General features: G+C 37.4%; 17 protein-coding genes and 1 pseudogene. 7 read left to right on the top strand and 11 right to left on the bottom strand.

The genetic code is table 11. The features are described 5' to 3' along the window. Positions 1-19: 19 nt before the first annotated feature. Both ACIQ2X_RS00535 and ACIQ2X_RS00530 read left to right on the top strand, forming a co-directional pair. Complete coding sequence (locus ACIQ2X_RS00535; protein ID WP_396176917.1) at positions 20-3,160, top strand: T9SS type B sorting domain-containing protein; 3,141 nt, start codon at positions 20-22, stop codon at positions 3,158-3,160. Between the two features lie 245 nt (positions 3,161-3,405). Beyond that, a complete protein-coding gene (locus ACIQ2X_RS00530) occupies positions 3,406-5,898 on the top strand; it encodes a DUF5686 family protein (protein ID WP_396176916.1) in 2,493 nt (830 codons plus the stop codon). Here ACIQ2X_RS00530 and ACIQ2X_RS00525 read toward each other — a convergent pair. After that, positions 5,895-6,221 carry a DMT family transporter gene (locus ACIQ2X_RS00525; RefSeq protein ID WP_396176936.1) on the bottom strand — a complete coding sequence of 109 codons (327 nt, stop codon included), beginning with the start codon at positions 6,219-6,221 and terminating at the stop codon, positions 5,895-5,897. The two genes, ACIQ2X_RS00530 and ACIQ2X_RS00525, sit on opposite strands and share 4 nt — an antisense overlap. 372 nt (positions 6,222-6,593) lie before the next feature. Between ACIQ2X_RS00525 and ACIQ2X_RS00520 the strand changes: the two genes are divergently transcribed. Continuing rightward, complete coding sequence (locus ACIQ2X_RS00520; RefSeq protein ID WP_396176915.1) at positions 6,594-9,014, top strand: RND family transporter; 2,421 nt, start codon at positions 6,594-6,596, stop codon at positions 9,012-9,014. A 135-nt stretch (positions 9,015-9,149) separates the two neighbouring features. On the opposite strand, the gene ACIQ2X_RS00515 is transcribed toward ACIQ2X_RS00520, so the two are convergent. After that, the gene (locus tag ACIQ2X_RS00515; protein ID WP_396176914.1) at positions 9,150-9,380 is read right to left on the bottom strand and encodes a hypothetical protein; all 231 of its coding nucleotides are present in this window, start codon (positions 9,378-9,380) and stop codon (positions 9,150-9,152) included. Between the two features lie 68 nt (positions 9,381-9,448). Here ACIQ2X_RS00515 and tyrS point away from each other — a divergent pair, with 68 nt between their 5' ends. After that, positions 9,449-10,753, top strand: coding sequence for a tyrosine--tRNA ligase (gene tyrS, locus ACIQ2X_RS00510; RefSeq protein WP_396176913.1), 1,305 nt, complete (start codon positions 9,449-9,451; stop codon positions 10,751-10,753). Between the two features lie 649 nt (positions 10,754-11,402). Here tyrS and aspS read toward each other — a convergent pair. Then, on the bottom strand, positions 11,403-13,148 hold the full coding sequence (aspS, locus tag ACIQ2X_RS00505; protein ID WP_396176935.1) for an aspartate--tRNA ligase: 1,746 nt from the start codon (positions 13,146-13,148) through the stop codon (positions 11,403-11,405). A 275-nt stretch (positions 13,149-13,423) separates the two neighbouring features. Here aspS and ACIQ2X_RS00500 point away from each other — a divergent pair, with 275 nt between their 5' ends. After that, entirely contained in the window at positions 13,424-14,419 is a 996-nt protein-coding gene (locus ACIQ2X_RS00500) for a TlpA family protein disulfide reductase (protein ID WP_396176912.1), read from the top strand. 215 nt (positions 14,420-14,634) lie between these two features. After that, a complete protein-coding gene (locus tag ACIQ2X_RS00495) occupies positions 14,635-14,979 on the top strand; it encodes a toxin-antitoxin system YwqK family antitoxin (protein WP_396176911.1) in 345 nt (114 codons plus the stop codon). 129 nt (positions 14,980-15,108) lie between these two features. Here the strand turns inward: ACIQ2X_RS00495 and ACIQ2X_RS00490 are convergent, their stop codons facing one another. The 5 genes from ACIQ2X_RS00490 to ACIQ2X_RS00470 all read right to left on the bottom strand — a co-directional run bounded on the left by ACIQ2X_RS00490 (position 15,109) and on the right by ACIQ2X_RS00470 (position 22,120). Beyond that, positions 15,109-18,579, bottom strand: a complete 3,471-nt coding sequence (locus ACIQ2X_RS00490; RefSeq protein ID WP_396176910.1) for an efflux RND transporter permease subunit — start codon at positions 18,577-18,579, stop codon at positions 15,109-15,111. 197 nt (positions 18,580-18,776) lie between these two features. Beyond that, positions 18,777-18,935 carry a four helix bundle protein gene (locus ACIQ2X_RS00485; protein WP_396176909.1) on the bottom strand — a complete coding sequence of 53 codons (159 nt, stop codon included), beginning with the start codon at positions 18,933-18,935 and terminating at the stop codon, positions 18,777-18,779. A gap of 89 nt (positions 18,936-19,024) precedes the next feature. Next, on the bottom strand, positions 19,025-20,164 hold the full coding sequence (locus ACIQ2X_RS00480; RefSeq protein WP_396176908.1) for an efflux RND transporter periplasmic adaptor subunit: 1,140 nt from the start codon (positions 20,162-20,164) through the stop codon (positions 19,025-19,027). A 12-nt stretch (positions 20,165-20,176) separates the two neighbouring features. Continuing rightward, positions 20,177-21,517 (bottom strand): TolC family protein, encoded by a 1,341-nt coding sequence (locus ACIQ2X_RS00475; RefSeq protein ID WP_396176907.1) that lies wholly within the window; start codon positions 21,515-21,517, stop codon positions 20,177-20,179. A 6-nt stretch (positions 21,518-21,523) separates the two neighbouring features. Then, complete coding sequence (locus tag ACIQ2X_RS00470; protein WP_396176906.1) at positions 21,524-22,120, bottom strand: TetR/AcrR family transcriptional regulator; 597 nt, start codon at positions 22,118-22,120, stop codon at positions 21,524-21,526. 146 nt (positions 22,121-22,266) lie between these two features. On the opposite strand from ACIQ2X_RS00470, the gene ACIQ2X_RS00465 reads away from it, so the two are divergent. Further along, a complete protein-coding gene (locus tag ACIQ2X_RS00465) occupies positions 22,267-23,241 on the top strand; it encodes a polyprenyl synthetase family protein (protein ID WP_396176905.1) in 975 nt (324 codons plus the stop codon). Between the two features lies 1 nt (position 23,242). Here the strand turns inward: ACIQ2X_RS00465 and ACIQ2X_RS00460 are convergent, their stop codons facing one another. The 3 genes and pseudogenes from ACIQ2X_RS00460 to ACIQ2X_RS00450 form a co-directional block, all read right to left on the bottom strand. Further along, a complete protein-coding gene (locus ACIQ2X_RS00460) occupies positions 23,243-24,172 on the bottom strand; it encodes a carbohydrate kinase family protein (protein ID WP_396176904.1) in 930 nt (309 codons plus the stop codon). After that, positions 24,173-25,348 carry a glycoside hydrolase 100 family protein gene (locus ACIQ2X_RS00455; protein WP_396176903.1) on the bottom strand — a complete coding sequence of 392 codons (1,176 nt, stop codon included), beginning with the start codon at positions 25,346-25,348 and terminating at the stop codon, positions 24,173-24,175. It lies immediately after the preceding gene. Between the two features lie 12 nt (positions 25,349-25,360). Beyond that, positions 25,361-25,559 (bottom strand): annotated as a pseudogene (locus ACIQ2X_RS00450) (MFS transporter); the annotation flags it as partial.

Below are 25,559 nucleotides of genomic sequence, written 5' to 3'. Positions count from 1 at the left end.
GGATCGAAATCATCTGATCATGCCCAACGGCATCAACTTATTTGGCGATCCTTCGAGCACACAATCGGGAATTATTATCCCCAAACCCAACAGTAGCACGATTTTTTACATTTTTACGGTGGACGAACCGCATCAAGAAAATGCAGCCGTGTATCCCAATGGATTTGTAGGAACTTATGAAGACCAAAACAGCCTCAACGTTCCGCTTGGCGATGACGGTTTCAACAACGGATTCAACTATTCGATTGTCGATTTGTCGGTAATTGGCTCCAACGGAAGTATTGGCGATGTGGTAAGTAAAAACAACCATTTGGTTACTTATAATCCCGACCCCAACGGTTCGGAAATAAAATATAAATGTTCGGAAAAAATAACTGCCGTAAGTGATTCGAGCACCAACAGTGTTTGGGTGATTACACATTTTACCAACAAATTTTATGCGTTTAAAGTCGATGCAACGGGTGTAACTGCGAGTCCCGTAGTTTCAACCATTGGCCCTAATATTGGTGTAGCTGGTTACCGACGAAATTCGATCGGTTATTTAAAAGCCTCTCCCAACGGAACTAAATTGGCAGTCGCACACAATCAAAATGGAAGTGAAGCTGGTGGATCAGCTTTTGCAACAGGAAGTATTGAACTTTATGATTTTGATGTGGCTTCAGGAGTAGTTTCGAATGCGGTTGTTGTTCTTCCCAATGTTCAACCCTATGGTGTAGAATTTTCGTCTTCGTCTGAAAAACTCTATGCCACCTATCGTGTGGCTACGGAAAGCAATCTCGAGCTTTCGCAATTTGATTTATTGAGTTCCAATGTATCTAATTCTAAAACGGTTATTTACAATGTGGTTTCGACTTTATTTGCATTACAGCTTGCGCCAAACAATAAAATTTATTGCAGCACAACTAGCAGTGCTCTAGGAGTTATCAATGATCCCGAAGCCAATGGCGTTTTATGTAATTATGTGCATACCGGACAACCTTTGGCATTTGGAACTTTAGCCCGACAAGCCCTTCAACCTTTTATAACTTCCTTTTTCTTTACACCTGCTATTCAATTAGAAAATGCTTGTGTAGGACAAAATACAACGTTTCAATTCAACTCAAGTCAGAATATCACGAGTGCTACTTGGGATTTTGGCGATGGTCAAAGCGCGACGGAATTGAGTCCAACACACGTTTATGCTGCAGCCGGAAATTACACCGTTACCGTAACGGTTATTGGAACCAATGGCTCGGGAATCAACAGCCGTGACATTACCATTCATCCGCTTCCCGTGTTGAATAACGCTACAATCAACCTTAAACAATGCGACGACAACAATGATGGTTTTAGTGCATTCAATTTGAACGAAGTAAAAACTTTATTGGTGACTGACCCAACCGATTTGATTTTTACGTTTCATCAAACACTTGCAGAGGCAGAAAATAATGAAAATGCAATCATAGAAAACACCAACTACACGAATCAAACGGTGAGTTCTGAATCCTTATTTGCACGAGTAGAAAACGTATTTGGTTGTTTTTCGACTGCTCCATTTACCATTCAAGTTTCTACCACACTGATTCCCGCTTCTTTTCAGAAAGTTTTTAAGGTTTGTGACGACAGTGTTTCAGGAAGTAATGCAGACGGAATTGCTACATTTAACTTTAGCAGTGTAACGGCCGAAATTGAAGATTTGTATCCTCCAGGACAATTACTGGACATTACGTATTATCGAAATCTGGCCGATGCATTGGCAGAACAAAATGCCATTGCCGACATTTCGAATTATACCAACACAAGTTATCCTGAAACGCAAAATATTTACGTTCGGGTGGACAGTCAAGTGAAAAATGAATGTTTGGGATTGGGCCACCATATAACTTTAAATGTCGAACCGCTTCCCGTTGTATTGCCACAAACGCTAAATGATTGTGACGATAACCACGATGGAATATTAGCATTTGACACTACCAATTTAGAATCCCAATTATTAAACGGATTGACGGACGTGAGTGTTTTCTATTTTGACGAAAATGATGCTCCACTGCCGAGTCCGTTGCCAAATCCTTTTACAACTGCTTCTCAAACCATCAATGTTAAGGTCAAAAATAATTTTGGGAAACAATGCGATTATGCCACCGCTATTTCATTTACCGTAGATGATTTGCCTGAAGCTTTTGCGATTCCGGTAAATTTAACTTCACTTTGCGATGATGAAATCGATCCCCAACAGCAAAATGGACAAATTCCTTTTGACACCAGTCAATTTGAAACTGAAATTTTAGGAGGACAAACAGGGATGACCGTTAGTTATTTTGACCAAAATAATACACCATTACCAAGTCCGCTACCGAATCCGTATGCAAGTGGCACCCAAACGCTTCGTGCCGAGGCGTCTAATCCTTTGAACACCAATTGCATGGCAGAGGTTTTTATTCCGTTAATTGTACTCCAAAATCCCGTGATTCATTTAACCGAAAACGAGCTGATTTGTACCGATGATTTACGCTTTTCGATAGTTATTGATGCGGGTTTGATTGATCCATCTTCCCAAAATGATTACACGTACACTTGGTTTTTCAACAATATGGTTTTGTCTGACGAAACGAGTTATACTCTTACCGTAAATCAGGAAGGGATTTATACGGTATCAGTGGAAAATCAAAACGGTTGCAACACTATTCGAACAATTACGGTAACGGCGTCGAATGCTGCAACGATTGAAAATATCGTAGTTACGGATTTGTCCGAAAACAATTCGATTGAAATTTTCGTTACTGGTTTAGGAACTTACGAATACAGCCTTAACGATGGCGCTTTCCAGTCGTCACCGCTTTTTTCGGGATTAGCGCCTGGGATTTACCATATTACCGTACAAGATGTAAAGGGATGTTCGACCGCAGAAGAAACCGTTTACATCCTAGGAGCTCCCAAATATTTCACTCCAAATGGCGACAGCTACAATGATTTCTGGAACATTCAATTCTTGGATCCGACTTTAAATCTAAAAATCAGCATTTTTGACCGATTCGGAAAATTGCTTAAATTGTTTAATCCCAAAGACGCCGGTTGGGACGGCACCTACAACGGAAATCCACTTCCGGCAACGGATTATTGGTACGTGATTGAATTTGAAAGCGGACGGTTTGTACGAGGGCATTTTAGTTTGGTGAGGTAATATAAAAATTGGTTTATAAACATGTAGTAATGCATTTGTAGCTGCTTTTTTGATGGAATGGAAAAGAGCGAGAGGATTGGGTTAGTGAAGAGAAAATCACACATAAAACCAGCAGCACCCACATTTTGAAAAACACAATCTAAAAAACGCTATTATTAAAATCCACTTAAAAGAGCGGATTTATTTTCGAAAGTACCCTACTTTTGTCAACAGAACATTACGTATACTTGTTTTTTCAAAACATTATGAAGCACCTTGTCTATTTGGTCTTCTTCCTCACATGTACCGTCCAAGCTCAATTTGAGATCACTGGCCGAATTGTCGATGCTATTACAAAAAAACCATTGCCATTTGCATCTATTACTACACCCAATTCGTTTACCATTGCTGATTTAGACGGAAATTTTACGGTAAACAACATGCACCTCAACGACTCCATTACCGTTTCGTATGTGGGATACGAAGCCAAAAAGTGGACGACCAATACGCCCAAAAATCTTCTGATTAAACTGAATCCGATTCCCGAAAAATTGGAAACAGTTTCCGTTGCTAAAAATGCCGCAGTAGGTATCATCAAAAAAGTACTTCAAAATAAAAAAGCCAACGACCCCGAACGAAAGCTGAACTTTTTTCAATTTAAAGCCTACAATAAATTAATCATCACAGCCAACCCCGACTCAATCAACGGAACATTGGACTCAATTTTTGAAACCAAACGCGGCGTTCAAAAGTTTGTAAAAATAGATTCAACTGATTATATTTTCAAAAAAATCATCAGCAAGCAGCACATTTACCAAACCGAGAAAATTTCCAAATACCAGTTTGATGGACTGCATTTTAAAGAAACGGTCGAGGCAATCAAAATGGCTGGCTTCAAAAAACCTATTTACGAATTGATCGGCCTGAAATTACAGTCGTTTTCGGTGTATGAAAATCAGTATGATTTACTAGAGAACACGTACAATGGCCCTTTGGGAAACACTGCTTTGCAGGATTATTCTTTTAAAATTTTGGACACCCTTTACATCCAAAATCGAGAAGTACTCATGCTGCTTTTTTCCAATAAAAAGCAAAAAAAAGAAAATGGATTACACGGAATTTTATACATCGATACGCAAAATTATGCTGTTGCAAAAGCAGTTTTGCGGATAAAAAATTTAATTGATGTCAGCGCCACCCACGACTATATTTTTTTTCCGGAAGAACAGCTGTGGTTTCCCAATGCCCGAACATTTAAAATCGTGAAGGGAAATAACGACGAAAATATTAAAATTTTAGGGGGACAAATTCAATTTCAAGGCGATGATTTTGAAGACTTTCAAAACGCCCGTGCTAAGGTTACTTCGGATTTCGTGGAACTCGTTTCGAAATCAGTTTATTACGAACATACATTTAACCAACCCATTCGCATCTCCCGACCCTCAATTGCCATACAAGTTAAAGACGATGCCATTAGCAAAGACAGTATTTTTTGGCAAAAAAACCGCAAAGACACACTCGATTTTAGAGGTATTGAAACCTATAAATCCTTAGACAGCCTTGCTATTTCGAAAGGAATTGAACGAAAATTGAGCATCGGTCGCCGAATTTTAGACGGCTATCTTCCTGTGAGTTATTTGGATATTGATTTGCGGTATTTAGTCAAATACAACAATTTCGAAGGTTTCCGATTTGGATTAGGCGGTGTGACCAACGAAAAATTATCCCAAATCTTCAAATTAGACGGTTACCTCGCGTACGGACTCAAAGACGAACAATTGAAATACAAATACGGTGGCGCTTTGCGATTGGGCAAAGCCTCCAATACCTGGGTCGGCGGATCCTATACGGATGATATCCGCGAAATTGCAAGTACCGCTTTTGCGGTCGATAAACGCATTTTTAAAATCTACGATCCACGTCCCATCAACGTCAGTACGTTTTATAATTACAAACAGCTTCGAGGCTACATCGAAACCAGAATTATCCCAAAAACCGAAAGTGTATGGGAGTTGAGCCAGTCCAAAATAGACCCGAGTTTCGACTACACATTTAATTACAACAACAAACTCTATAATCAGTATACATTAACCACTTTTATGGCCTCAGTCCAGTGGAACCCGTTTAGCGCGTTTATGCTAACGCCTTCTGGACGATTAGAAATCGAGAAAAAGTACCCCAAATTTACGTTCCAAATTACCAAAGCTTTACCCGGATTGGTAGGAAATGACTTTGATTTTACAAAATTCGACCTCCGAATTGACATCCAAAAAAAATACATCAACGGCCAGAAAACCACGTTCTATTCGGAAATTGGACACGGCGTTGGCGCGATTCCGTTGACGCATTTGTACAACACGTCGCCGAATAATTTGAACAAAGACCAAATTTTGCAACGCATTACCATCTCAGGTAAAAACAGTTTTGAAACCATGTATTTTAATGAGTTTTTCAGCAGCAGTTATGCGTTTTTTCAAATCAAGCACGGATTCAAACGCGTTACGCTGTTTAAGAAAGTCAAACCATCCTTAGTAATGGTTTCCCGACTGGGCTGGGGAATTATGGAGCATCCCGAACAACATTTGGGCATCAACTACAAAACCTTAGAGCGTGGTTACATGGAAAGCGGTGTCGAACTCAATCAGATATTTAAAGGTTTTGGAATTTCGGGCTTCTTTCGCTACGGACCCAACCAGCTCGTTCGATTTGACGATAATATTGCCATCAAAGCCACCTTTATATTTGATTTCGGATTTTAATTCGAAACAAACTTCAATCCAACAATCGAGGCTATTAAAGTAGAAAGAAAAAATATTCTCCAGAACGTCGCGGGTTCCTTAAATACAAAAACGCCAATCAAAACAGTTCCTACAGCACCAATTCCCGTCCAAACAGCATAAGCAGTCCCAATGGGCAAGGTTAATGTGGCCCGATACAACAAGTACATACTGATGGAAAGACACACAAAAAATCCCACCATCCAGTAGCCCGAAACACTTCCCGAGGTTTCTTTGGCTTTACCCAAACAAGTCGCAAATCCCACCTCAAAAAAACCCGCAATAATCAATAAAATCCAGTTCATAACAAATGTCTTAATGTACAAAGATAGCATTTTCTTACTTTTCAGGATCACGGCTTTTGGCATTGCAGAAGCCATGTTCCTGCCATTCTCTTGTATCTTTTCTTGTCTCGTAAAAAAACGAGATAAGAAAAGGATACCGCTACTGTCAGGGATAATTCAGCATCTAAAGGCTTTTTTTTCTTCTTTTTCGCCACCAAGACACAAAAACGCAAAGTTTGATTTAAAAAGTACTGCGAAGATTTAAATACTTCATGTTTTACATCTTTGCGACTTCGTGACTTCATCGCATTTTCTACTTTTTCTTTTAAAATACATTTCTTATCCTTTAAAACAAGCCAATTTATTTACCTTTGCACTCGAAAAATACTACCGATGATTAAATGGTTTAGTTTGGGATTTTGGGAACTCGTCGCCCGAATTGTCCTACGAAATAAAATACTCATGTTGTCCCTCGTGATGCTCATCACAATCTTCTTGGGATTGCAATGGAAAAATATCAGTTTTACCTATACCGAAGCCAACCTACTTCCAGCCGACGACAAGGTCAATGTAGCGTACAATGCGTTTCTGGACAAGTTTGGCGAAGAAGGAAATTTAGTTATCATCGGACTCAAAAAGGATGTTTTATTTACCCCAAAAGCGTTTAAAGCTTGGGAAGAAATGATGCAAAAATTGCAAAGCAATCCCGAAACCGAACTGGTACTTTCGGTAGGCAATTTAAAAAAACTAACCAAAAACGACGCTACACAAACCTTCGAATTAAAGGATTTTGTAAATCATTCAAAAACTACAGATCCGGCTTATTTAAAGCAAATCCAACAGGAATTGTTTGCTGATTTACCTTTTTACGAAGGACTTTTGTTCAATAAAAAATCGGGAAGCATTCGAGCAGCGATTTATTTAGACAAAGCCATTGTCAACACTCCTTCTCGAAAGGATTTTATTTTGAATCAATTAATTCCTGAAATCGAAACCTTCAAAGAAAAAACCGGAATCGACCTTCGTGTATCGGGAATGCCGTACATCCGAACAATGAATACCGAAACGATTAAGGGCGAAATTGGTTTGTTTATCGGAATGTCATTACTGATTACTTGCCTGCTTTTTTACTTCTTTTTTCGGAGTTTTAGAGCCACTTTAATTTCTCTAGTAATCGTTATTATTGGCGTAATGTGGTCGTTTGGAACGCTTGGGTTGTTGGGTTACGAAATTACAGTTTTAACTGCTTTAGTACCCACTTTAATTATCGTTATTGGGATCCCGAACTGTATTTTCTTGACCAATAAATACCACCAAGAATACAAAACACACGGAAATAAAGCGAAAGCCTTGCAACGTGTAACCACTAAAATTGGAATGGCAACCTTGATGACCAATCTTACCACAGCTATAGGTTTTGCTACATTTATTGTGTCCAATAATGATTTGCTGATTGAATTTGGCGTTGTCACTTCCCTAAACATTATGGGATTGTTTTTACTTTGTTTGATCATCATTCCGATATTTCACAGTTATGTACCACCGCCGAGTGAGCGTCATTTAAAACACCTAGATTCCCAATCGGTGAGTGCTTTTATGAACTGGATTTTACGCAACATCAAGGACAATCGTTTTACGATTTATACCATTTCAATTATTCTTTTGGTACTCAGTATTATTGGTATTTATCAAATTCGAGTTTCAGGCAGTTTGATTGAAGATATGCCAAAAAAAGAGGCTTTTTTTCAAGACATTTTGTTTTTCGAAAAAGAATTCGATGGTGTAATGCCGTTGGAAATTATGATTGATTCCAAACGTAAAAAGGGAATTATGAAGCTTTCTACACTTCGTAGAATGGACGAGTTACAAACGGTAATCAATGAAATTCCCGAACTTTCAAAACCATTGTCGATTGTTAATTTAGTCAAATATTCCAAACAAGCCTACTACAATGGCAACCCCGAGTATTACGAGCTACCCACCAATCAAGAGCAAAGTTTTATACTTTCGTATGCTAAAAATACGAGCAAAAACAGCAAAGAAAACGTGATGAAAAGCTATGTGGATTCCACCGGACAATTTGCTCGAATTACCACATTTATGCGCGACGAAAGCGGTCAAAACATTCAAAAAATCGAAGACGAACTGCAAAAAGAAATTGCGAAAATTTTCCCGAAAGAGCAATACAATGTTGTAATCACCGGAAAAGCCTACGTGTTTCAAAAAGGAACGAATTACTTGCTCGACAATTTGATGAGTTCACTTGTTTTTGCTGTTTTACTGACTTGTTTTTTAGTAGGATTTATGTTTCGTTCGTTCAAAATGGTTTTGGTTTCGCTGATTCCCAATTTACTTCCACTCCTTTTAACCGCTGGAATTATGGGCTATTTGGGTGTTCCTTTAAAACCTTCTACGATTTTGGTATTTGGAATTGCTTTTGGACTTTCGGTCGATGATACGATCCGGTTTTTGGCACAATACCGCGAAGAATTAAAGAAGAACAATTGGAAAATTCGCAGGTCGGTTTTTGCCACATTTGCCGATGCGGGATTGAGTATGTTTTACACTTCAATCGTGTTGTTTTTCGGATTCTCGGTATTTATGTTATCCAGCTTTGGCGGCACTATTGCCTTAGGTGGTTTGGTTTCTATTACACTTTTCTTTGGAATGTTGTCCAACTTGATGTTGCTTCCCGCATTGGTTTTAACGCTCAATAAAACATTGGCCAACAAGCAGGAATTGATGGAACCTCGCATTGATATTATCGAACCCACGGATGAAGCGATTGATAATTTGCCGAAAAAGAAACTGTAGTAAAAGAAAATTTAAAAGAGCCATTTGTACTGCAAAAGTTCTCGTTTTTTGTGGAGCAAGATGATTTGTGTCTTGATTTTTTTTCTACAAAGTCTTTTTTTGACCTTGTAGGTATTTGTTTAGTGAAAAGTACACCTACAAGGTTTTAAAAACCTTGTTGAGGCGTAAAGCCAGTTCAATCAGCATCCAATTCGGACCTTTCGGAGGGGTTTCAAAAAAAATCCCGTACGATTCCAAAGAAGCCTTTAGAAACTGCTCTAGCCCCGATTGAAGCGGAAATCCTGACAGTGCGAGGAACGAGCGATGGCAGATTGCATCGAAAAGCGGGAACATGGAAACCAAGAATGCCCGAGCGATTTGCTCCAAAAAGTCGGTATTTTTAGGGTGATAATTGGTTTTTGAATCCTTATCTTTGCCCCCAAATAAATGTAAAAATGAAGAATTTAGTAGAAGAATTGCAGTGGAGAGGTCTTGTGCAGGACATTATTCCGGGAACGGAAGAACAATTATTGAAGGAAGCTACTACCGTATATATTGGGTTTGACCCAACTGCCGACTCGCTTCATATTGGGAGTTTGGTGCCAATTATTTTATTGAAACATTTGCGCAATTTTGGCCATCGACCGATTGCTTTAGTTGGCGGTGCTACAGGAATGATAGGCGATCCATCGGGGAAATCGGACGAAAGAAACTTGCTGGACGAAGCAACATTGGATAAAAATGTGGCGGGAATTAAAGCGCTATTATCTCGGTTTTTGGACTTTGATGCCAAGGACGAAAATGCGCCAATTTTAGTGAATAACTACGATTGGATGAAGGATTTTTCGTTTATTAATTTTGCCCGAGATGTAGGAAAAAGAATTACGGTAAACTACATGATGTCGAAAGATTCGGTCAAAAAAAGATTTTCTGGAGATGCTGGAGATGGAATGAGTTTTACAGAATTTACGTACCAGTTGATTCAGGGTTATGACTTTTACCATTTGCATAAACAATACAATTGCTTGTTGCAAATGGGCGGAAGCGACCAGTGGGGAAACATTACCACAGGAACCGAATTGGTGCGACGGATGAATGTGGATGGTGAGGAACGTGCCAAAGCATTTGCAATGACGTGTCCGTTGATTACAAAAGCAGACGGATCGAAATTTGGCAAATCCGAAGGTGGAAATGTGTGGCTAACGGCTGATAAAACATCACCCTACAAGTTTTATCAGTTTTGGTTGAACACCTCGGATGTGGATGCGGAAAAGTATATTAAAATATTTACATTTTTAGATAAAGCTACGATTGACGCACTCATTGTAGAACATACAGAAGCACCTCATTTACGGATTTTACAAAAACGTTTGTCCGAAGAATTGATGCTTTTAGTACATTCATCGGCAGATTTAGAAAGTGCTATTTTTGCTTCGGGGGCATTTTTTAGCAAAGACATGACCGACTTGAGGACGTTGAACGAAAACCAGTTGGCTGAAATTTTTGAAGGGATTCCGCAGGCGGAAGTTGCTCTAGCGGAAATAAATGCGGGAATGGATATTGTGACGTTGTTGAATGAAAAAACAGGTTTTTTTGCTTCAAATGGAGAGGCAAGAAGAGCTTTAAAAGAAAACTCAATTTCGGTAAATAAAGAGAAAGTGACTGAAGATTTCGTTTTGAAAGCGGAGGATTTAGTGGGAAATAAATTTGTTTTGTTGCAACGCGGGAAGAAGAATTACTTTGTGGTTCGTGCGGTGTAGCTTTAGTTTTATGAATTTAAATAGCCATTGAGATGTATTTTTTGATGGCTATTTTTTTTATCACATTCTGAATGATTAAAATTGTGTGTGGTGCCCAGTGTCAAATTTATCGCGCACCAATCTGCCTCTTTTTTGAGTTTTTAGAATGACTTATGAGCATCAACATCCAAACCTAGGATATATACCGATTAGCACTATATAAGAGTCCAATACTCCCAAAGCTTGGGATTACTCAATATATGGTCTATCGGCAAGATCTCCCGAATTCGTCGGGATAAAATTTTAAAATGGATTGGACCATTTTAAAATTACAATTGGTATAATAACGGAATTGAGCTTTATCTCGGATGGCCATCAAAACAGCGGTCAATCGTTTTAAACTGCTTTTAAAAGCAAGAACCTAAGTTTTACAATCTTGTGACTTTGATGAGTTAAAACAAGGCATTAACTGCGTTTTATAAGAGTAGAATTACGACTTTATTGTAATGAAGGTAAACTAAAACCTCATTCTCTTCTTTGTAAGTGTACCATTACAAACGCTAACCTCTTGTTCAAGAAAACAATTGGTATCTAAAAAAAAAACACCCCAAATAGTGTATAACTTTTTGGGGTGTTTTCATTATCGAGTTCTTTTCTATAATCGAATTTCTTACTTCAATTTGATGTGTAATTCTTCCAACTGCTTTCCATCAATTGCAGAAGGAGCATCAATCATTACATCCCGTCCTGAATTGTTTTTAGGGAAAGCAATAAAATCCCGAATGGTTTCTTGACCGCCTAAAATGGCTACCAATCGATCCAATCCAAAAGCCAAACCTCCGTGAGGTGGTGCTCCAAATTGAAACGCATCCATCAAAAATCCAAATTGATTTCTCGCTTCTTCTTCGGTAAATCCCAGGTATTTAAACATCAACGCCTGTGTAGCTTTGTCGTGAATTCGGATGGAGCCACCGCCAATTTCGTTTCCGTTCAAAACCATATCATATGCATTGGCGCGGACTTTTCCTGGATTGGTTTCCAATAAAGCCATGTCTTCTGGTTTTGGAGACGTAAACGGGTGGTGCATTGCGTGGTAGCGGCCGCTTTCTTGGTCAAATTCCAATAACGGAAAATCCACCACCCAAAGTGGAGCAAAAACCGCTGGGTTTCTCAATCCCAAACGGGTTGCCAATTCCATTCGCAACGCAGAAAGTTGGCTTCGCGTTTTATCGGCTGGACCGGAAAGCACAAAAATCATATCTCCTGCTTTAGCACCCATAACTTCCGCCCATTTTGCTAAATCTTCTTGGTCGTAAAATTTATCTACCGATGACTTGTAAGTACCATCTTCATTGCATTTTACATACACCATTCCGGTTGCTCCAACTTGTGGGCGTTTCACCCATTCGATAAGTGCATCAATTTCTTTACGGGTATATTCTCCACATTTTGGAGCTGCAATTCCAACCACCAATTCGGCTGCGTTAAAAACTGGAAATTCTCTGTGTTGTGCTACTGCATTCAACTCGCCAAACTTCATCTCAAAACGAATATCTGGTTTGTCGTTTCCGTAAGTTTTCATCGCATAATCGTAGGTAATTCTTGGGAATTTTTCTACTTCGATGCCTTTTATTTCTTTGAGTAAATGACGCGTCAAGCCTTCAAAAACATTCAAGATGTCTTCTTGTTCCACAAATGCCATTTCGCAATCAATTTGTGTAAACTCCGGCTGTCGGTCGGCTCTTAAATCTTCGTCGCGGAAACATTTCACAATTTGGAAATACTTGTCCATGCCGCCCACCATCAGCAATTGTTTGAAGGTTTGTGGCGATTGGGGCAAGGCATAAAACTGCCCTTCGTTCATTCTCGACGGCACGACAAAATCTCGTGCACCTTCGGGAGTCGATTTAATCAAATAAGGCGTTTCTACTTCGCAAAAATCCAAATCTGAGAGGTATTTTCGAACTTCCATCGCTACTTTATGACGAAAAAGCAAACTGTTTTTTACCGGATTTCTTCGGATGTCAAGGTAACGGTATTTCATTCGGATATCTTCGCCGCCATCGGTTTCATCTTCAATTGTAAAAGGAGGCGTGATGGCTTCGTTCAAAATAGTCAACTCGGTTACTAAAATTTCAATATCGCCCGTTGGCATGTTTTTGTTTTTCGCTTCACGTTCAATCACGGTTCCTTTTACCTGAATGACAAACTCACGACCCAAGGTTTTTGCTTTTTCAAAAACAGTTTTGTCGGTGCGACTTTCGTCAAAAATCAATTGCGTAATGCCATAACGGTCGCGTAAATCGACCCAATTCATGAATCCTTTGTCGCGCGATTTTTGAACCCAACCCGCAAGTGTGACTTCAGTATTGATATGTGAACTATTTAATTCTCCACAATTGTGACTTCTATACATCATAAAAAAATTAGGTTGCAAAAGTATTTTAAAAAAGCTAAAAAATCTAAAGAATCTGAAAAAAGCTAAAGGAGCGAAAAAATCTAAGAAATGTGAAAAATTTAATAAACGGACAAACTATTGGGCGTGACAAAAGCGAATCGTTGCATAATTTACATCGGTTAAAGCGTTATTCGATGCACGTTGTTCGCTATTGCGTTAAGTTAAATGTTGTTTTATCGTTTTATAGAATAAAAACCTATATTTGAAGGTACAAAAATTTAATTGTCATAAACATGAAATCAATATTTACAGGAATCTTAGTTGGATTACTTTCGCTATCGGCTTTTGCTCAAAAAAACTACTTGACTTTTGAAGCCAAGATCGAGAATAGAAATGGCGATAAACTTTATATTTTAGGACCAAAAAAGTTTAAAAAAGAAATTAATCTCAATAAATCAGGTGTATTTAAAGATACATTGAAAGTCACCGAAGGTATGTACCGCTTGAATGATGGTGTCGAAAATACTTCATTATTCCTAAAAAACGGAATGGATTTAAAACTGACATTGAATGCGAAAGAATTTGACGAAAGTATCGTTTACTCCGGAAAAGGAGCCAAGGAAAACAACTTTTTGGCACAAACCGCTTTGTATGAAGAGCATTACAACTATCCGGAATTATTTGCAGCCGACGAAACTGCATTTGAAAAAATGACATTGAACAAAAAGCAAACGGATTTAAAACGTTTGGCTGATGCCAAATTAGAACCGGCATTTGCAGCGATGTACACCAAGGAAATCGAAGGTGCTACCGAAGATTTGCAACGCTATTACAAGGAAGAACAAAAAGTTAAAAAATTAAACAACGCCCCTTCTCCCACTTTCGAATATGAAAACCACAAAGGCGGAAAGACCAAATTGGAAGATTTGAGAGGTAAATATGTGTATATCGACGTTTGGGCTACGTGGTGCGGTCCGTGCATTGCCGAAATTCCGCACATGAAAAGAGTAGAAGAACAATTTCACGGCAAAAATATTGAGTTTGTAGGTATTTCGGTCGACACAAAAAAAGATTATGAAAAATGGAAAAAGTTTGTGACTACCAAGGATTTGAAAGGCATTCAACTTTTTGCCGATAACGATTGGAATTCCGATTTTGTAAAAGCATACGGCATTACTGGAATTCCGCGTTTTATATTGATTGACCCAAAAGGAAACATTGTCAATGCCAATGCAGATCGACCTTCTTCACCTTCATTGACGGCATTGTTGTCGGAGTTATTGAAGTAAAATACTGCAAACATTTATTGATTAAAACCGTCTTTTCGAGGACGGTTTTTTTGTATGCTAGAACTAATCTGTGTTAAATTTTAATCAATGTTACCAAATTGTTAAGTGAAAGTTTTTTTAATGTAAATTTATTTTTATATTTGTTAGACTATTAGACCGAAAAGGTTGACATCCAACATTTAAAAATATTTATTTAATAAAAAAATAATAGCATTATGAAAAAGTATATGATTTTAGGAGCATTGTTATTCACCGGAATTACATTCGCTCAAAGCGAACCAAAACATGAAGTAGTAGGAGATATTGTGAAATCTACGTATTACCACGAAAACGGTAAAGTAAGTCAAGAAGGGTTTTACAAAAACGGAAAAGTGCACGGACAATGGGTTTCTTTTGACCAAAATGGTAAAAAGACTGCCATTGCCAATTATAATGAAGGCACTAAAACCGGAAAATGGATTTTCTGGACGGATAAAAATTTAAGTGAAGTAGATTATGCAGACAGCCGAGTGGCTACCGTAAAAACTTGGAAAGAAGAAGCAATTGTGAACATAAATTAATCTCAATAATTGGTTGTAATGAGAAAGCGTTTCGAATAGAGACGCTTTTTTTTGTAAAACTATTTATTGGTCAACACTTCAAAAAAAAAGGAACTCGTGTTGAGTTCCTTTTTAATGTTATATAAATTGTTAAGCCTCTAAAGCTTTTCTTCTTGCTCTTCGATCACGAAGGAAATATTTGGTTCTTTTTACCAAGAAAAACATTACCGGAACCATAACCAAGGTCAGAATAGTGGCATAAGTCAATCCGAAAATGATGGTCCAAGCCAATGGTCCCCAGAAAATTACGTTGTCGCCACCAATATATAAGTGTGGATTTAAATCTGTAATCAATCCGAAGAAGTCAAAGTTTAAACCAATTGCTAATGGAATTAATCCCAATACGGCGGTCAAGGCAGTTAACAATACCGGACGTAAACGATTTTTTCCACTTTCGATAATCACTTCTTTGATTTCATCAATGGTTAAATCGTCGTGGCTTTCCAGGTTGTTGTCTCTCACCTTTTGATCGAGAAGTAAGACAAAGAAATCCATCAGTACAATACCATTTTTCACCACAATTCCAGCAAGAGAAATAATTCCCATCATCGTCATCAAGATTACGAAATCCATATTGGCAATCACATAACCATAGAAAACACCACTAAAACTCAACAATACCGTAAATAAAATCACTACTGTTTTTGAGATGGAGTTAAACTGCAAAACAATGATAAGAGTAATTCCAGCCATTGCTAAAAACAAAGCATAAAGCAAGAAACTTTGGTTTTTTGCTTGCTCCTCTTGAACTCCGGAGAAGGAATACGTAATCCCTTTTGGCAATTCATAACCTTTCAATTCGGCTTCAATTTGCTTGGTAATTTCATCGGCATTAAAACCTGTAATCACATTTGAATAAACGGTCATGATCCGTTTGTAATTCTTTCTTTTAATTTGGTTAAATGTAGTAGTTTTTTGTGTCTTGGAAACTGCCGAAATCGGCACTTGCATCATCTGACCGTTGTTTTGATTTCTAAAAGTCAACGATTGATTGAACAAAATGTTTTCGTTTTTTCGTTGATCTTCTTGCATTCTCACGATGATGTTATAATCGTCATCGCCTTCTTTATAGGTAGAAATTTCTTGACCATAAACTGATCGACGAAGATTAAATCCCAATTGACCTGTAGAAACACCCACACTACCGGCATTGACTCTGTCCACAATTACTTCTAATTCAGGGCTTTGCTTATTCACATCCACACTCAGTTTTTCGATACCTGGAATGTTTTTGGCATTGATAAAAGTAATCATTCGATCGGCCTCTTTAATCATTTGATCGTAATCCGTTCCTGTTAACTGAACACTGATTGGATAACCCGCTGGCGGACCATTGGCATCTTTTTCAACTGTTACTGTTGCACCTGCAATTCCTTTTACTTTTCCTCGAATTTCTTCTAAAATATCCGAAGTATTGACACCTCGTCGAAGCTTAAATTCGGTAAAACTTACCGTTACTTTTCCTTTAAAAGGAGTTTCAGAAGCAGAACCCGCATCTACATTTGGATTTCCTGCACCAACACCTACTTGCGAAACGATACTTTCGGCAATGTAGTTTTCATCTTTATTTTTTTCGTCCACATATTTTTCCAAAACACCAATCACTTGTTTTTCAACAAATAAAGTGGCTTTGTTGGTTTTTTCAATATCAGTTCCTTGTGGATATTCGATGTAAACAATTGCTTGATTTGGAATATTATCCGGGAAGAACAATACTTTTCTTGGAAAAACTCCAAGTAGAATGAACGATAAAAACAACATTCCAATGATACCAACTAAAGCATACCAAGCATTTCTACCTGTTAAAATTCTGGTTAAGAAGCGTTTGTATTTTTCTTCCATTTTTGGAAAAAATCCATGTTGGAAATCTTGTGTCCATTGGTATAATTTCCATTTGTATAACCACATTAATCCTAATGAAATTAAGGCTAAGTGACCAATTCCTCTAGCAGCTTTCGAATCGTTGACATTTCCGATGATGATGAAAATAATAGCAACTGCTGCAAAAATGATGGTATACATTTTAGCTGATTTTTTGGTCACATTTCTATCCTCAATATCCATTGAGCCGCCCGTCATTGCGGCATTGATAATCATTGCTACAAACAAAGATGCTCCAAGCGTTACGGAAAGTGTTACTGGAAAATAAATCATGAATTTACCCATCGTCCCAGGCCAAAATGCAAAGGGCAAGAATGCCATCAGGGTGGTCGCCGTTGAAGAAATAACAGGCCAAGCGATTTCGCCAATACCAATTTTGGAGGCTTGAACACGCGACATTCCTTTTTGCATATTGGCAAATACGTTATCGACCACTACAATTCCGTCGTCTACAAGCATCCCCAATCCCATTACCAATCCGAATAAAACCATCGTGTTCAATGTCATTCCGAAAGCCGAAAGAATGGTAAAGGCCATCAACATTGATAGCGGAATTGCCGCTCCTACGAATAATGAATTTCGCAATCCCATCGTAAACATCAACACAATCATTACTAGGATAATTCCAAAAATAATGTGGTTCGATAATTCATCCACTTGGTGTTCAACACGCGAAGATTGATCATTGGTTAGATCCAATTTCAAATCTTTTGGCAAATAGGTTTCTTGTGCCAATTCGATTTTTTCTTTTACTTGTTCAATAGCAGAAATCATGTTTTGTCCCGAACGTTTTTTTACGTTGAGCATCACTACTTCTTTCCCTTTTTCTCGAGCATAAGTCGTTTTTTCTTTCTCTTTAAACGAAACTGTTGCAATATCTTTCAAGAAAACCGTTCCGCCAAAAGATTTTACAATGACATCTTCTAGCTCTTTTGGGTCTTTTATTTCTCCAACAATTCTGATGTTATTTCGTGAACCTTGCGAGGTTAAATTTCCACCCGAAAGTGTCATGTTTTCGTATTTAACGGCATTTTGGATATCGTCAAAAGAAACTTGAGCAGCTGTCATTTTGAATATATCTACGGCAATTTCTACCTCTTTATCGTCAACACCTAGGATGTCCACTTGCTTTACTTCGGGAATTTCTTCGATGTCGTCTTCTAGTAGTTCGCCGTATTTTTTTAGTTGTTGCGTCGTATAATTTCCTTTCAAATTGATGTTCAAAATAGGCACTTCTTCGGAAATATTCAAGTCAAAAACACTTGGTTCTACTTTACTTCCGTTGTCTAGATTAGGCCAATCGGTATCGGCTTTTACGACATCTACTTTGTCTTTGATTTTTACTTTCGCTTGTTCAACGCTTACATTATCTGAAAATTCGGCGATGATCATTCCGTAATCTTGGAAAGCACTTGCCGTAATTTTTTCAATACCACTGATGTTTTTAATTTCTTTTTCAAGTGGTTTAAGGATCAATTTTTCAACATCTTCGGCCGAATTTCCAGGAAAAACAGATGAGATGTAAATTTTATTCTCGATGATTTCTGGGAAATCTTCCCGTGGCATAGTAATGTAGGCAATCAAGCCCGTAACTACAATAAGAAAGGTAAAGATGTAAACAGTAACTCTGTTATCTACCGCCCAACTCGATATACCGAATTCTTTGTTTTTGTGTGACATATATTTTAGTTTATGAGGTTATTTGTTTCTGTATTTATAAACAAATTTTTTTGGTAAATGAGATTTGTGCAAACCATCAATTAACAAAGTTACCTCCGTTATTTTCTCTCTAATTTCAATCTATTTTTTTTCTTCAATGTATTCAAAGTCAGATGATACTATTACTTGATTTAGTAATTCTAAAGCAGAACTGAAGGCTATTTCTGAAAATTTGGCTTTTCTTTTATTGAACTTCTACCTGAACCTTCGGCTAGATTTGAAGCGACAGAAACGGAACATCTTCTCATCTGACTTGTCATTCCTAAAAGTTCATCTTTTGGAAAATGCTTCGTTATTCTAAAAATTTCTAAAGCCAATTCTCGCGCTTTCTGCTAATCAATGAGTTTTTCAAAACTAAATTTTTCATCTGTATCCTTTTAAACTGATAAACACATGAACTTTTAAACTAAAAATTTAGTTTCATTCCCTCTGAAATAGAATTTACACCATCGGTAACTATTACGTCATTTACTGATAAACCGCTTAAAATTTCGGTTACATTATCCGAAGATTTTCCTGTTTTTACTACTACTTTTTTAGCTTTACCCGTTTTCCCATTACTTTCTTCAACTTTATAAACAAATTTGTTATTGTTGGCATCTTCTTGAATTATTCCTGTAGGAACTACAAGTGCATTTTTACTCACATAATCAATGATTTTAAGTTTAGCTACTTGATTTGGTCTCAATAAGTTTTCAGGATTTGGAACACTCACTTCAATACCAAAACTTCTGTTGTTAGGGTTGATAAAACTGCCTATTTGACGCACTTTACCTTTATAGGTTTTGCCCAAAGAAGTTAAAAACACATCCACATTATCGCCTACTTTTAGTTTACCAATGTAGCTTTCTGGAACGGTTGTAGAAACATACATGTTTCCTAAGTTCACAATTCGCATCAAACCTTGAGCACTTGGAGCGACAACTTCACCTTTTTCTACAAAAACTTCGTCAATTGTTCCAGAAAATGGCGCACGAATAACGGTTTTAGACAATTGGGCTTTGATTTGCGAAACGGTTTTTTGAGCCGAAATCATCTGAGTTTGTGCTTGAAGAAACTGGATTTCAGAACCAATTTTTTTGTCCCACAGATTTTTTTGTCTTTCAAAAGTTGTTTTGGCCAACTGGTACTGATTTTCGGCACTTGCCAGTTGTTGGCTCATTCCGGCATCATCCACACGACCAAGAATTTGACCTTTTGAAACCCTTTGTCCAGCTTTTACAGTTAAAGAAGTCAACGTTCCGCTGTATTCAGGTTGAATTAAGATATTTTCTTTGGTGTCAATACTACCTTGAACTTCCAGATAATGGTTAAAAACGGTATCTTTTACACTGGTAATTCCTACTAAAGCTTCTTCAATTTTTACATCCAAAGTGGCCAAAGCCTCCTCGATGGTAGCAATTTCGGATTGTAGGGCAACTTTTTTCGCTTGAAGTCCTTTTACATCTTTTGAAGAAACCAGTTTTTCAATGGATTGCTCTTGTTCACTTTTTCCACAAGAAAAAAGAACGAACGAAAAAACGGTTATTATTAGAATTTTTTTCATGAGTAGTTTAAATTAGTTTTTGTTAGTGATTTTTTCTAAGGCGGCTTTTGTGTTGATGATGTTTACCATCGATTGCAAGTAATTTTGTTGAGCCGAATACAACTGTCTTTGGGCTTCGCTAAAATCAAAACTTGACGATAAACCTTCGGTAAATTTTACTTGTTGCTTTTTTTCAATACGTTCGGCCAAGTTCAAGTTGCTTTTTGAAGTAGCAAATTCTTCGATGCTAAATTCAAATTCACTTTTAGCACGTTCAAATTGAAGTTGTAATTGCTGTTCGGTTTCGGTTAGTTGAATTTTGGCTTGTTCCAATGCAATTTTAGCCTGTTGTGTTTTGGCTTTACGTCCAAAACTGCTAAAGATGGGTACATTTAAACTGATTCCTAAGTTCGAATAGTTCAACCAACTTTGGTTTTGAGATAAAAAGGCAAATTTGTCGTTAAAAGCATTATATCCAAAGTTTAGATTTGCCGCTAAAGAAGGAAGTGCTTTACTCTTTTCTAATTTTAGCTCAAGTGTTCTTTGTTCTTCAAAGTTTTGAGCCATTTGATAATCAATATTGTTATCCAATGAAAATGCAGTAGCGCTTAAATTCAAGTCTAAATTGGCCCTTGATAAATTGTCCAGTTTATCCGTCAAAGTTAATTCGGCATCAAGCGGAATGCCTAATGTAAACTTGAACATTTTTCGAGACACATCCAGCAACCGCTTGGTATTGCTTAAATTACTGTTGATACTGGCCAACGTAATTTGTAATTGCTCGACATTTTCTTCTTCAATTAATCCATTTTTAAACGTTTCCTCAGTATCGGATAATGTTTTTGATAATGTGGCTTTATTTTTTTCTAAAATAGCGATACTTTCTTCGGCCAATAAAACGTTTCCGTAGGCATTAATGACCATTTCCCGAATTTCAGTGTTGCTTTTTTGTTTGGCATTTTCAAAAAATTTCAGATAGGTTTTGGATGCTTGTAAAGCAACAATGTAGGAACCGTCGAAGATCAATTGGCTTAATCTGCTGTTGGCAATCACATTGTGTCGCGTTCCGAAAGCAACTTCAGCAAATTCGCCTGGGTTTCCACCAAAAAATTCAGCTGGAACTACCGATTTTTGAAGTTCAAAATTGTTTTGATAATCAACACTCGCGTTTATTTGAGGCAAACCTGCAGCCGTAGTTTCCCACTTTTTTTGTTTAGCAACATCGATATCTTTTGAAGTTCGGATGGAAGAATAGTTGTGTTCCAAAGCATAATCAATCGCCTGATTTAAGCTAAACGAGTAATTTTGATTTTGCTCTTGAGCTTGCAAAACACTCACGAGCAAGAGAAAAGTTAGTAAAAAGTTTTTTTTCATTGATGATTATAGATTAGATTTAAACAATTGATTTAATAATTCAGTAACTCCTTGGGGTGTAGCAATGGCACGCGTGTGGTATTCCAAGGCTTTTAATTCCAGTTGAAATGCTTCTTTTTCTAGCAACGTATTTTCATTGATCGAAAAAATTAGTGTGTAATAAAATTGTACTGCCGCTTGGATATCGGTATCGGCACGGTACAAGCCCTCTGAAATTCCTTTCTGTATATTGTGTGTAAAAACTTGACTGCATTCCTGGATTTCATTGGCCATCATTTTCTCGTAAATTTCGGGGTAGTGCTTTTTCAGTTGATATACGGGCGAATGATCAAAAGATTGAAACATTTCTTTAAACATCTTTCGCATTTCGAAATTTTCTTGAATGGCATTATAGTTTTTGGTTATAATCTCATCTATCAAATGGTGGATTTTTTGATGTATAATTTCGGTTCCTTCTTCTATTAATAATTCTTTGTTTTTAAAATACTTATAAATGGTTTTTTTAGAAATACACATTTCTCCAGCAATATCATCCATAGTAACACTTTTAAAGCCTAGCTTTAAAAACATCTCCGTGGCTTTTGAAATTATTTTATCTTTCATTTTCCTCTTTCATTATTTTGGTGCAAATGTAAATAGGAAACTTGTAACACCAAAATAGTTTCCAGAGTATTTACAATTATTTAACATTTGCTTATACTATGAAATTCTTCCTTTTTAAAGTACTTTAGCCAAAAAATTACCCAAATATGCATTCTATCAAGCAGTACCAAGAATTTATCAACGAATACCAAGCAAGTCAGCAAGTAGTTCGGGAGCCCAAAAATTTGTATGAACCCATCAGTTATATTCTAGGCTTAGGCGGAAAAAAAATCCGTCCGACGCTTACTTTGATGGCTGCAGAAATTTTTGGAGCTGATTACAAAAACGCCTTACCGGCGGCATTAGCGGTAGAAGTATTTCATAATTTTTCGTTGATACATGACGATATAATGGATGCAGCACCGCTCCGACGAGGCAACGAAACAGTGCATGAGAAGTGGGATTTAAATACTGGAATTTTATCGGGTGATGCGATGCTGATATTGGCATATCAATATTTTGAACAATACGAGCCAGCTGTTTTTAGGGATTTGGCAAAACTGTTTAGCAAAACTGCTATTCAGGTTTGTGAAGGACAACAATGGGATGTGGATTTTGAAAATCGAGATGAAGTTACGATTCCCGAATATTTAAAAATGATTGAGTACAAAACGGCCGTATTGGTTGCTGCAGCCATGAAAATGGGTGCCATTATCGCTGCAACCTCAACTGAAAATTGCGAACTGATTTATGATTTCGGATTGAATTTAGGATTGGCATTCCAGCTTCAGGACGATTATTTAGATGCTTTTGGCGACCCAGCTACTTTTGGAAAACAAGTAGGGGGCGATATTATTGAAAACAAAAAAACCTATTTATACCTCAAAGCCCAAGAATTTTCTTCGCCTCCACAAAGGGAGGAATTGATGCATTTATTTTCCATCCATCCCGTTGACACAAACGATAAAGTGGCATCCGTGAAAAATGTTTTTGAAAAAACGGGTGCTGCCGAAGCCACTCAACAAGCCATCACCGATTTTACGATGAAGGCTTTTGAAACTTTAGAAAACATGCAAATTTCTGCGGATAAAAAAGCAATTTTACGCTTGTTTGGTGAGAAATTAATGAGTAGGAATGTATAAATTATGAGTCTAATTCCTTGGTCAAATCCATATTTTCAGGCAATCTGCCTACATTTTGCAGTTTAATTCTTGCTAGTTTTTGACCGATTGTGATACTTTCTAATAACGTTTTTTTATTAATAATAGAATACAAAAATCCTGTCCAAAACGCATCACCAGCACCTGTTGTGTCTTTGACTTCTTTTAAATCGAGGGCTTCTTGAAATAAAATTCCTTGTGTTTTATCAGAAACCTTTACCCCTAGTTTGCCTTTAGTCAAACAAATAGTATTGGCCCCAAGTTGATGAAAATAATCAAAAATATATTCGTCTGATTTCAATTCTCCAAAAAGCCTGAAACAATCATCGTTGCTCACTTTGACCAGTGGATTGGTGGAAAGATAATCTTTTAAAACTTGATGTGCTTCGTAACGGTTGGGCCATATTTTTTCAGAATAATTGATGTCGATACTTAATTGTAGTCCCAATGATTTGGCCTTGTGTGCCCGATTCAAAATAGTTGTTCGGGCAGGTTGCTTGCTTAAAGCAAAACAAGTAGTATGAAAAATTTTTGTGGCTTCTAGTAATTCATCTGGAATTTGGTCTTCTAAAATTTCGCAATCGGCTTCGCGATAAGCTATAAAATCGGGAGTAGAGGTTGATCGTGCAACAAAAATTACTGAAGTAGGTAGCGTGAATGATGTTCTTATCTGGGACGTACTTATGGCATTGGCTTGTAACTTTTGAATAATAAATTTGCCTAGTCCGTCGCTTCCACAAGTTGCAACTAACGCCACATTCAAACCCAATCTAGCACCATTTACTGCCACATTAGTAGGAGAACCACCCAGAAACCGATGAAAATCTTTGGTATCTGCAAGTGTATTGACTTCTTGCCCGATGCAATCAATTAACACTTCGCCCACACATAATATATCAATAGTAGTATTCATTTATAGTAGTAATTTAAAATCTGTAAAAATGTATTTTTCTAAAAGTACCGCAGCAGCCGCACTCCAAGCGCAAAAGGGCACTCCATTGGGTGTTCCATTCAAGCTGTCGTAGTTTTCATAAAAATGATAGTCTGTTTTTTTATTTGCAACATCCATCGCTCCTAAAATTGCTATTGCCTCCTTTTTTTGGTCTTTTGAAGCCAAGGCGACTCCGTAAAAACCATTAACCATAGGCCAAATACCGCCGTTGTGAAACGTATTTGGAAAATTTCTGAATTCATATTTACAATTGTTTTTTAGCAAACTCCAGTCAGGATCTTCGGGAAAAATCGGTGGCCAAAAAGCTGGAATTAGCTTCAAATCCATTTGTGCTGTAAGTGTATTGCAGTACGAGAGTATTTTAGACTGAAACGTAGGGCTTCCTAGATTTAAAAGAAGTGCCAGTACATTTGCGAAAGCATCAAATGAGGTTTTGTATCCCGCTGGCGAAAATGAACAAGGCATAAATGACTTAAAATCAAATGCACCGTAGGCTTTTTCGTGGTATTTTTCGCCGCCACTTTCGGGTATAAAATTGACTTCAATTTGCGAAGAAATATTTTTTATTTTATGAGCAATTTCGCTGCTTTTTTCAAAATAGTTATAGCTTTTTAAAGCCCAAACACGAAGCAATTGATCGTACAAAACGTATCCATCCGTGATGTATTCGTCGGCCCAATTTCCAGAAAGCGGGACGTACATTAAATGTTTGTTATTGAATTCCCAAGCGTCCATTAGTTTCAAGCAAAGTGCGATATGGTTTTTATATTTAGCCAAAAATGAATCGTCTTTCATGTAAAATGCATATTGGCAAACCCCAATAATGAACCATGTAACGGCGTCAACTCGTCCTGCCAGACCACCGTAACTCACTTCTTCATGATGTTGAGTCACCAATACATTCGAAGGAATCGTACCGTTTTTGTGTTGATTTCTTGCTAAAATAGCCAAGGTTCGTTCAAAAGTAGCTATCAATTGTACGTCACCTGAAGCCAATGCCGCTAACCCACAAATAACGCCATCACGTGCCCAAACTCTGTTGTAGTTTGAGTGCGCTACTGCACTTGCAAGAAAACCATCGTCTGAACTTGCTTTGTATAATAAGTCAAGCGCTTTTATGTAACTTGAATTTTGCATTAGTTGAAAATATTAATTAGTAACCACTTCCTTTTTATTTTTCACTCTAATGAATAAGGTGAAAACACCACCTAGCACTAAAAACAAACCCGCCAGACGAATGACATTTATGGGATTATTTCCTAGCCAATCGTAAACAAAATATTGCATGGTGATGATTTGGATAATCATTGGAATGACAATAAACATGTTAAAAATACCCATATAAACA

Origin of the sequence: Flavobacterium sp., from assembly GCF_044368625.1 — a bacterium.
GTDB lineage: Bacteria > Bacteroidota > Bacteroidia > Flavobacteriales > Flavobacteriaceae > Flavobacterium.
The sequence above is the reverse complement of the archived record's forward strand: the minus strand, read 5'-3'. Positions and strand labels throughout refer to the sequence as shown.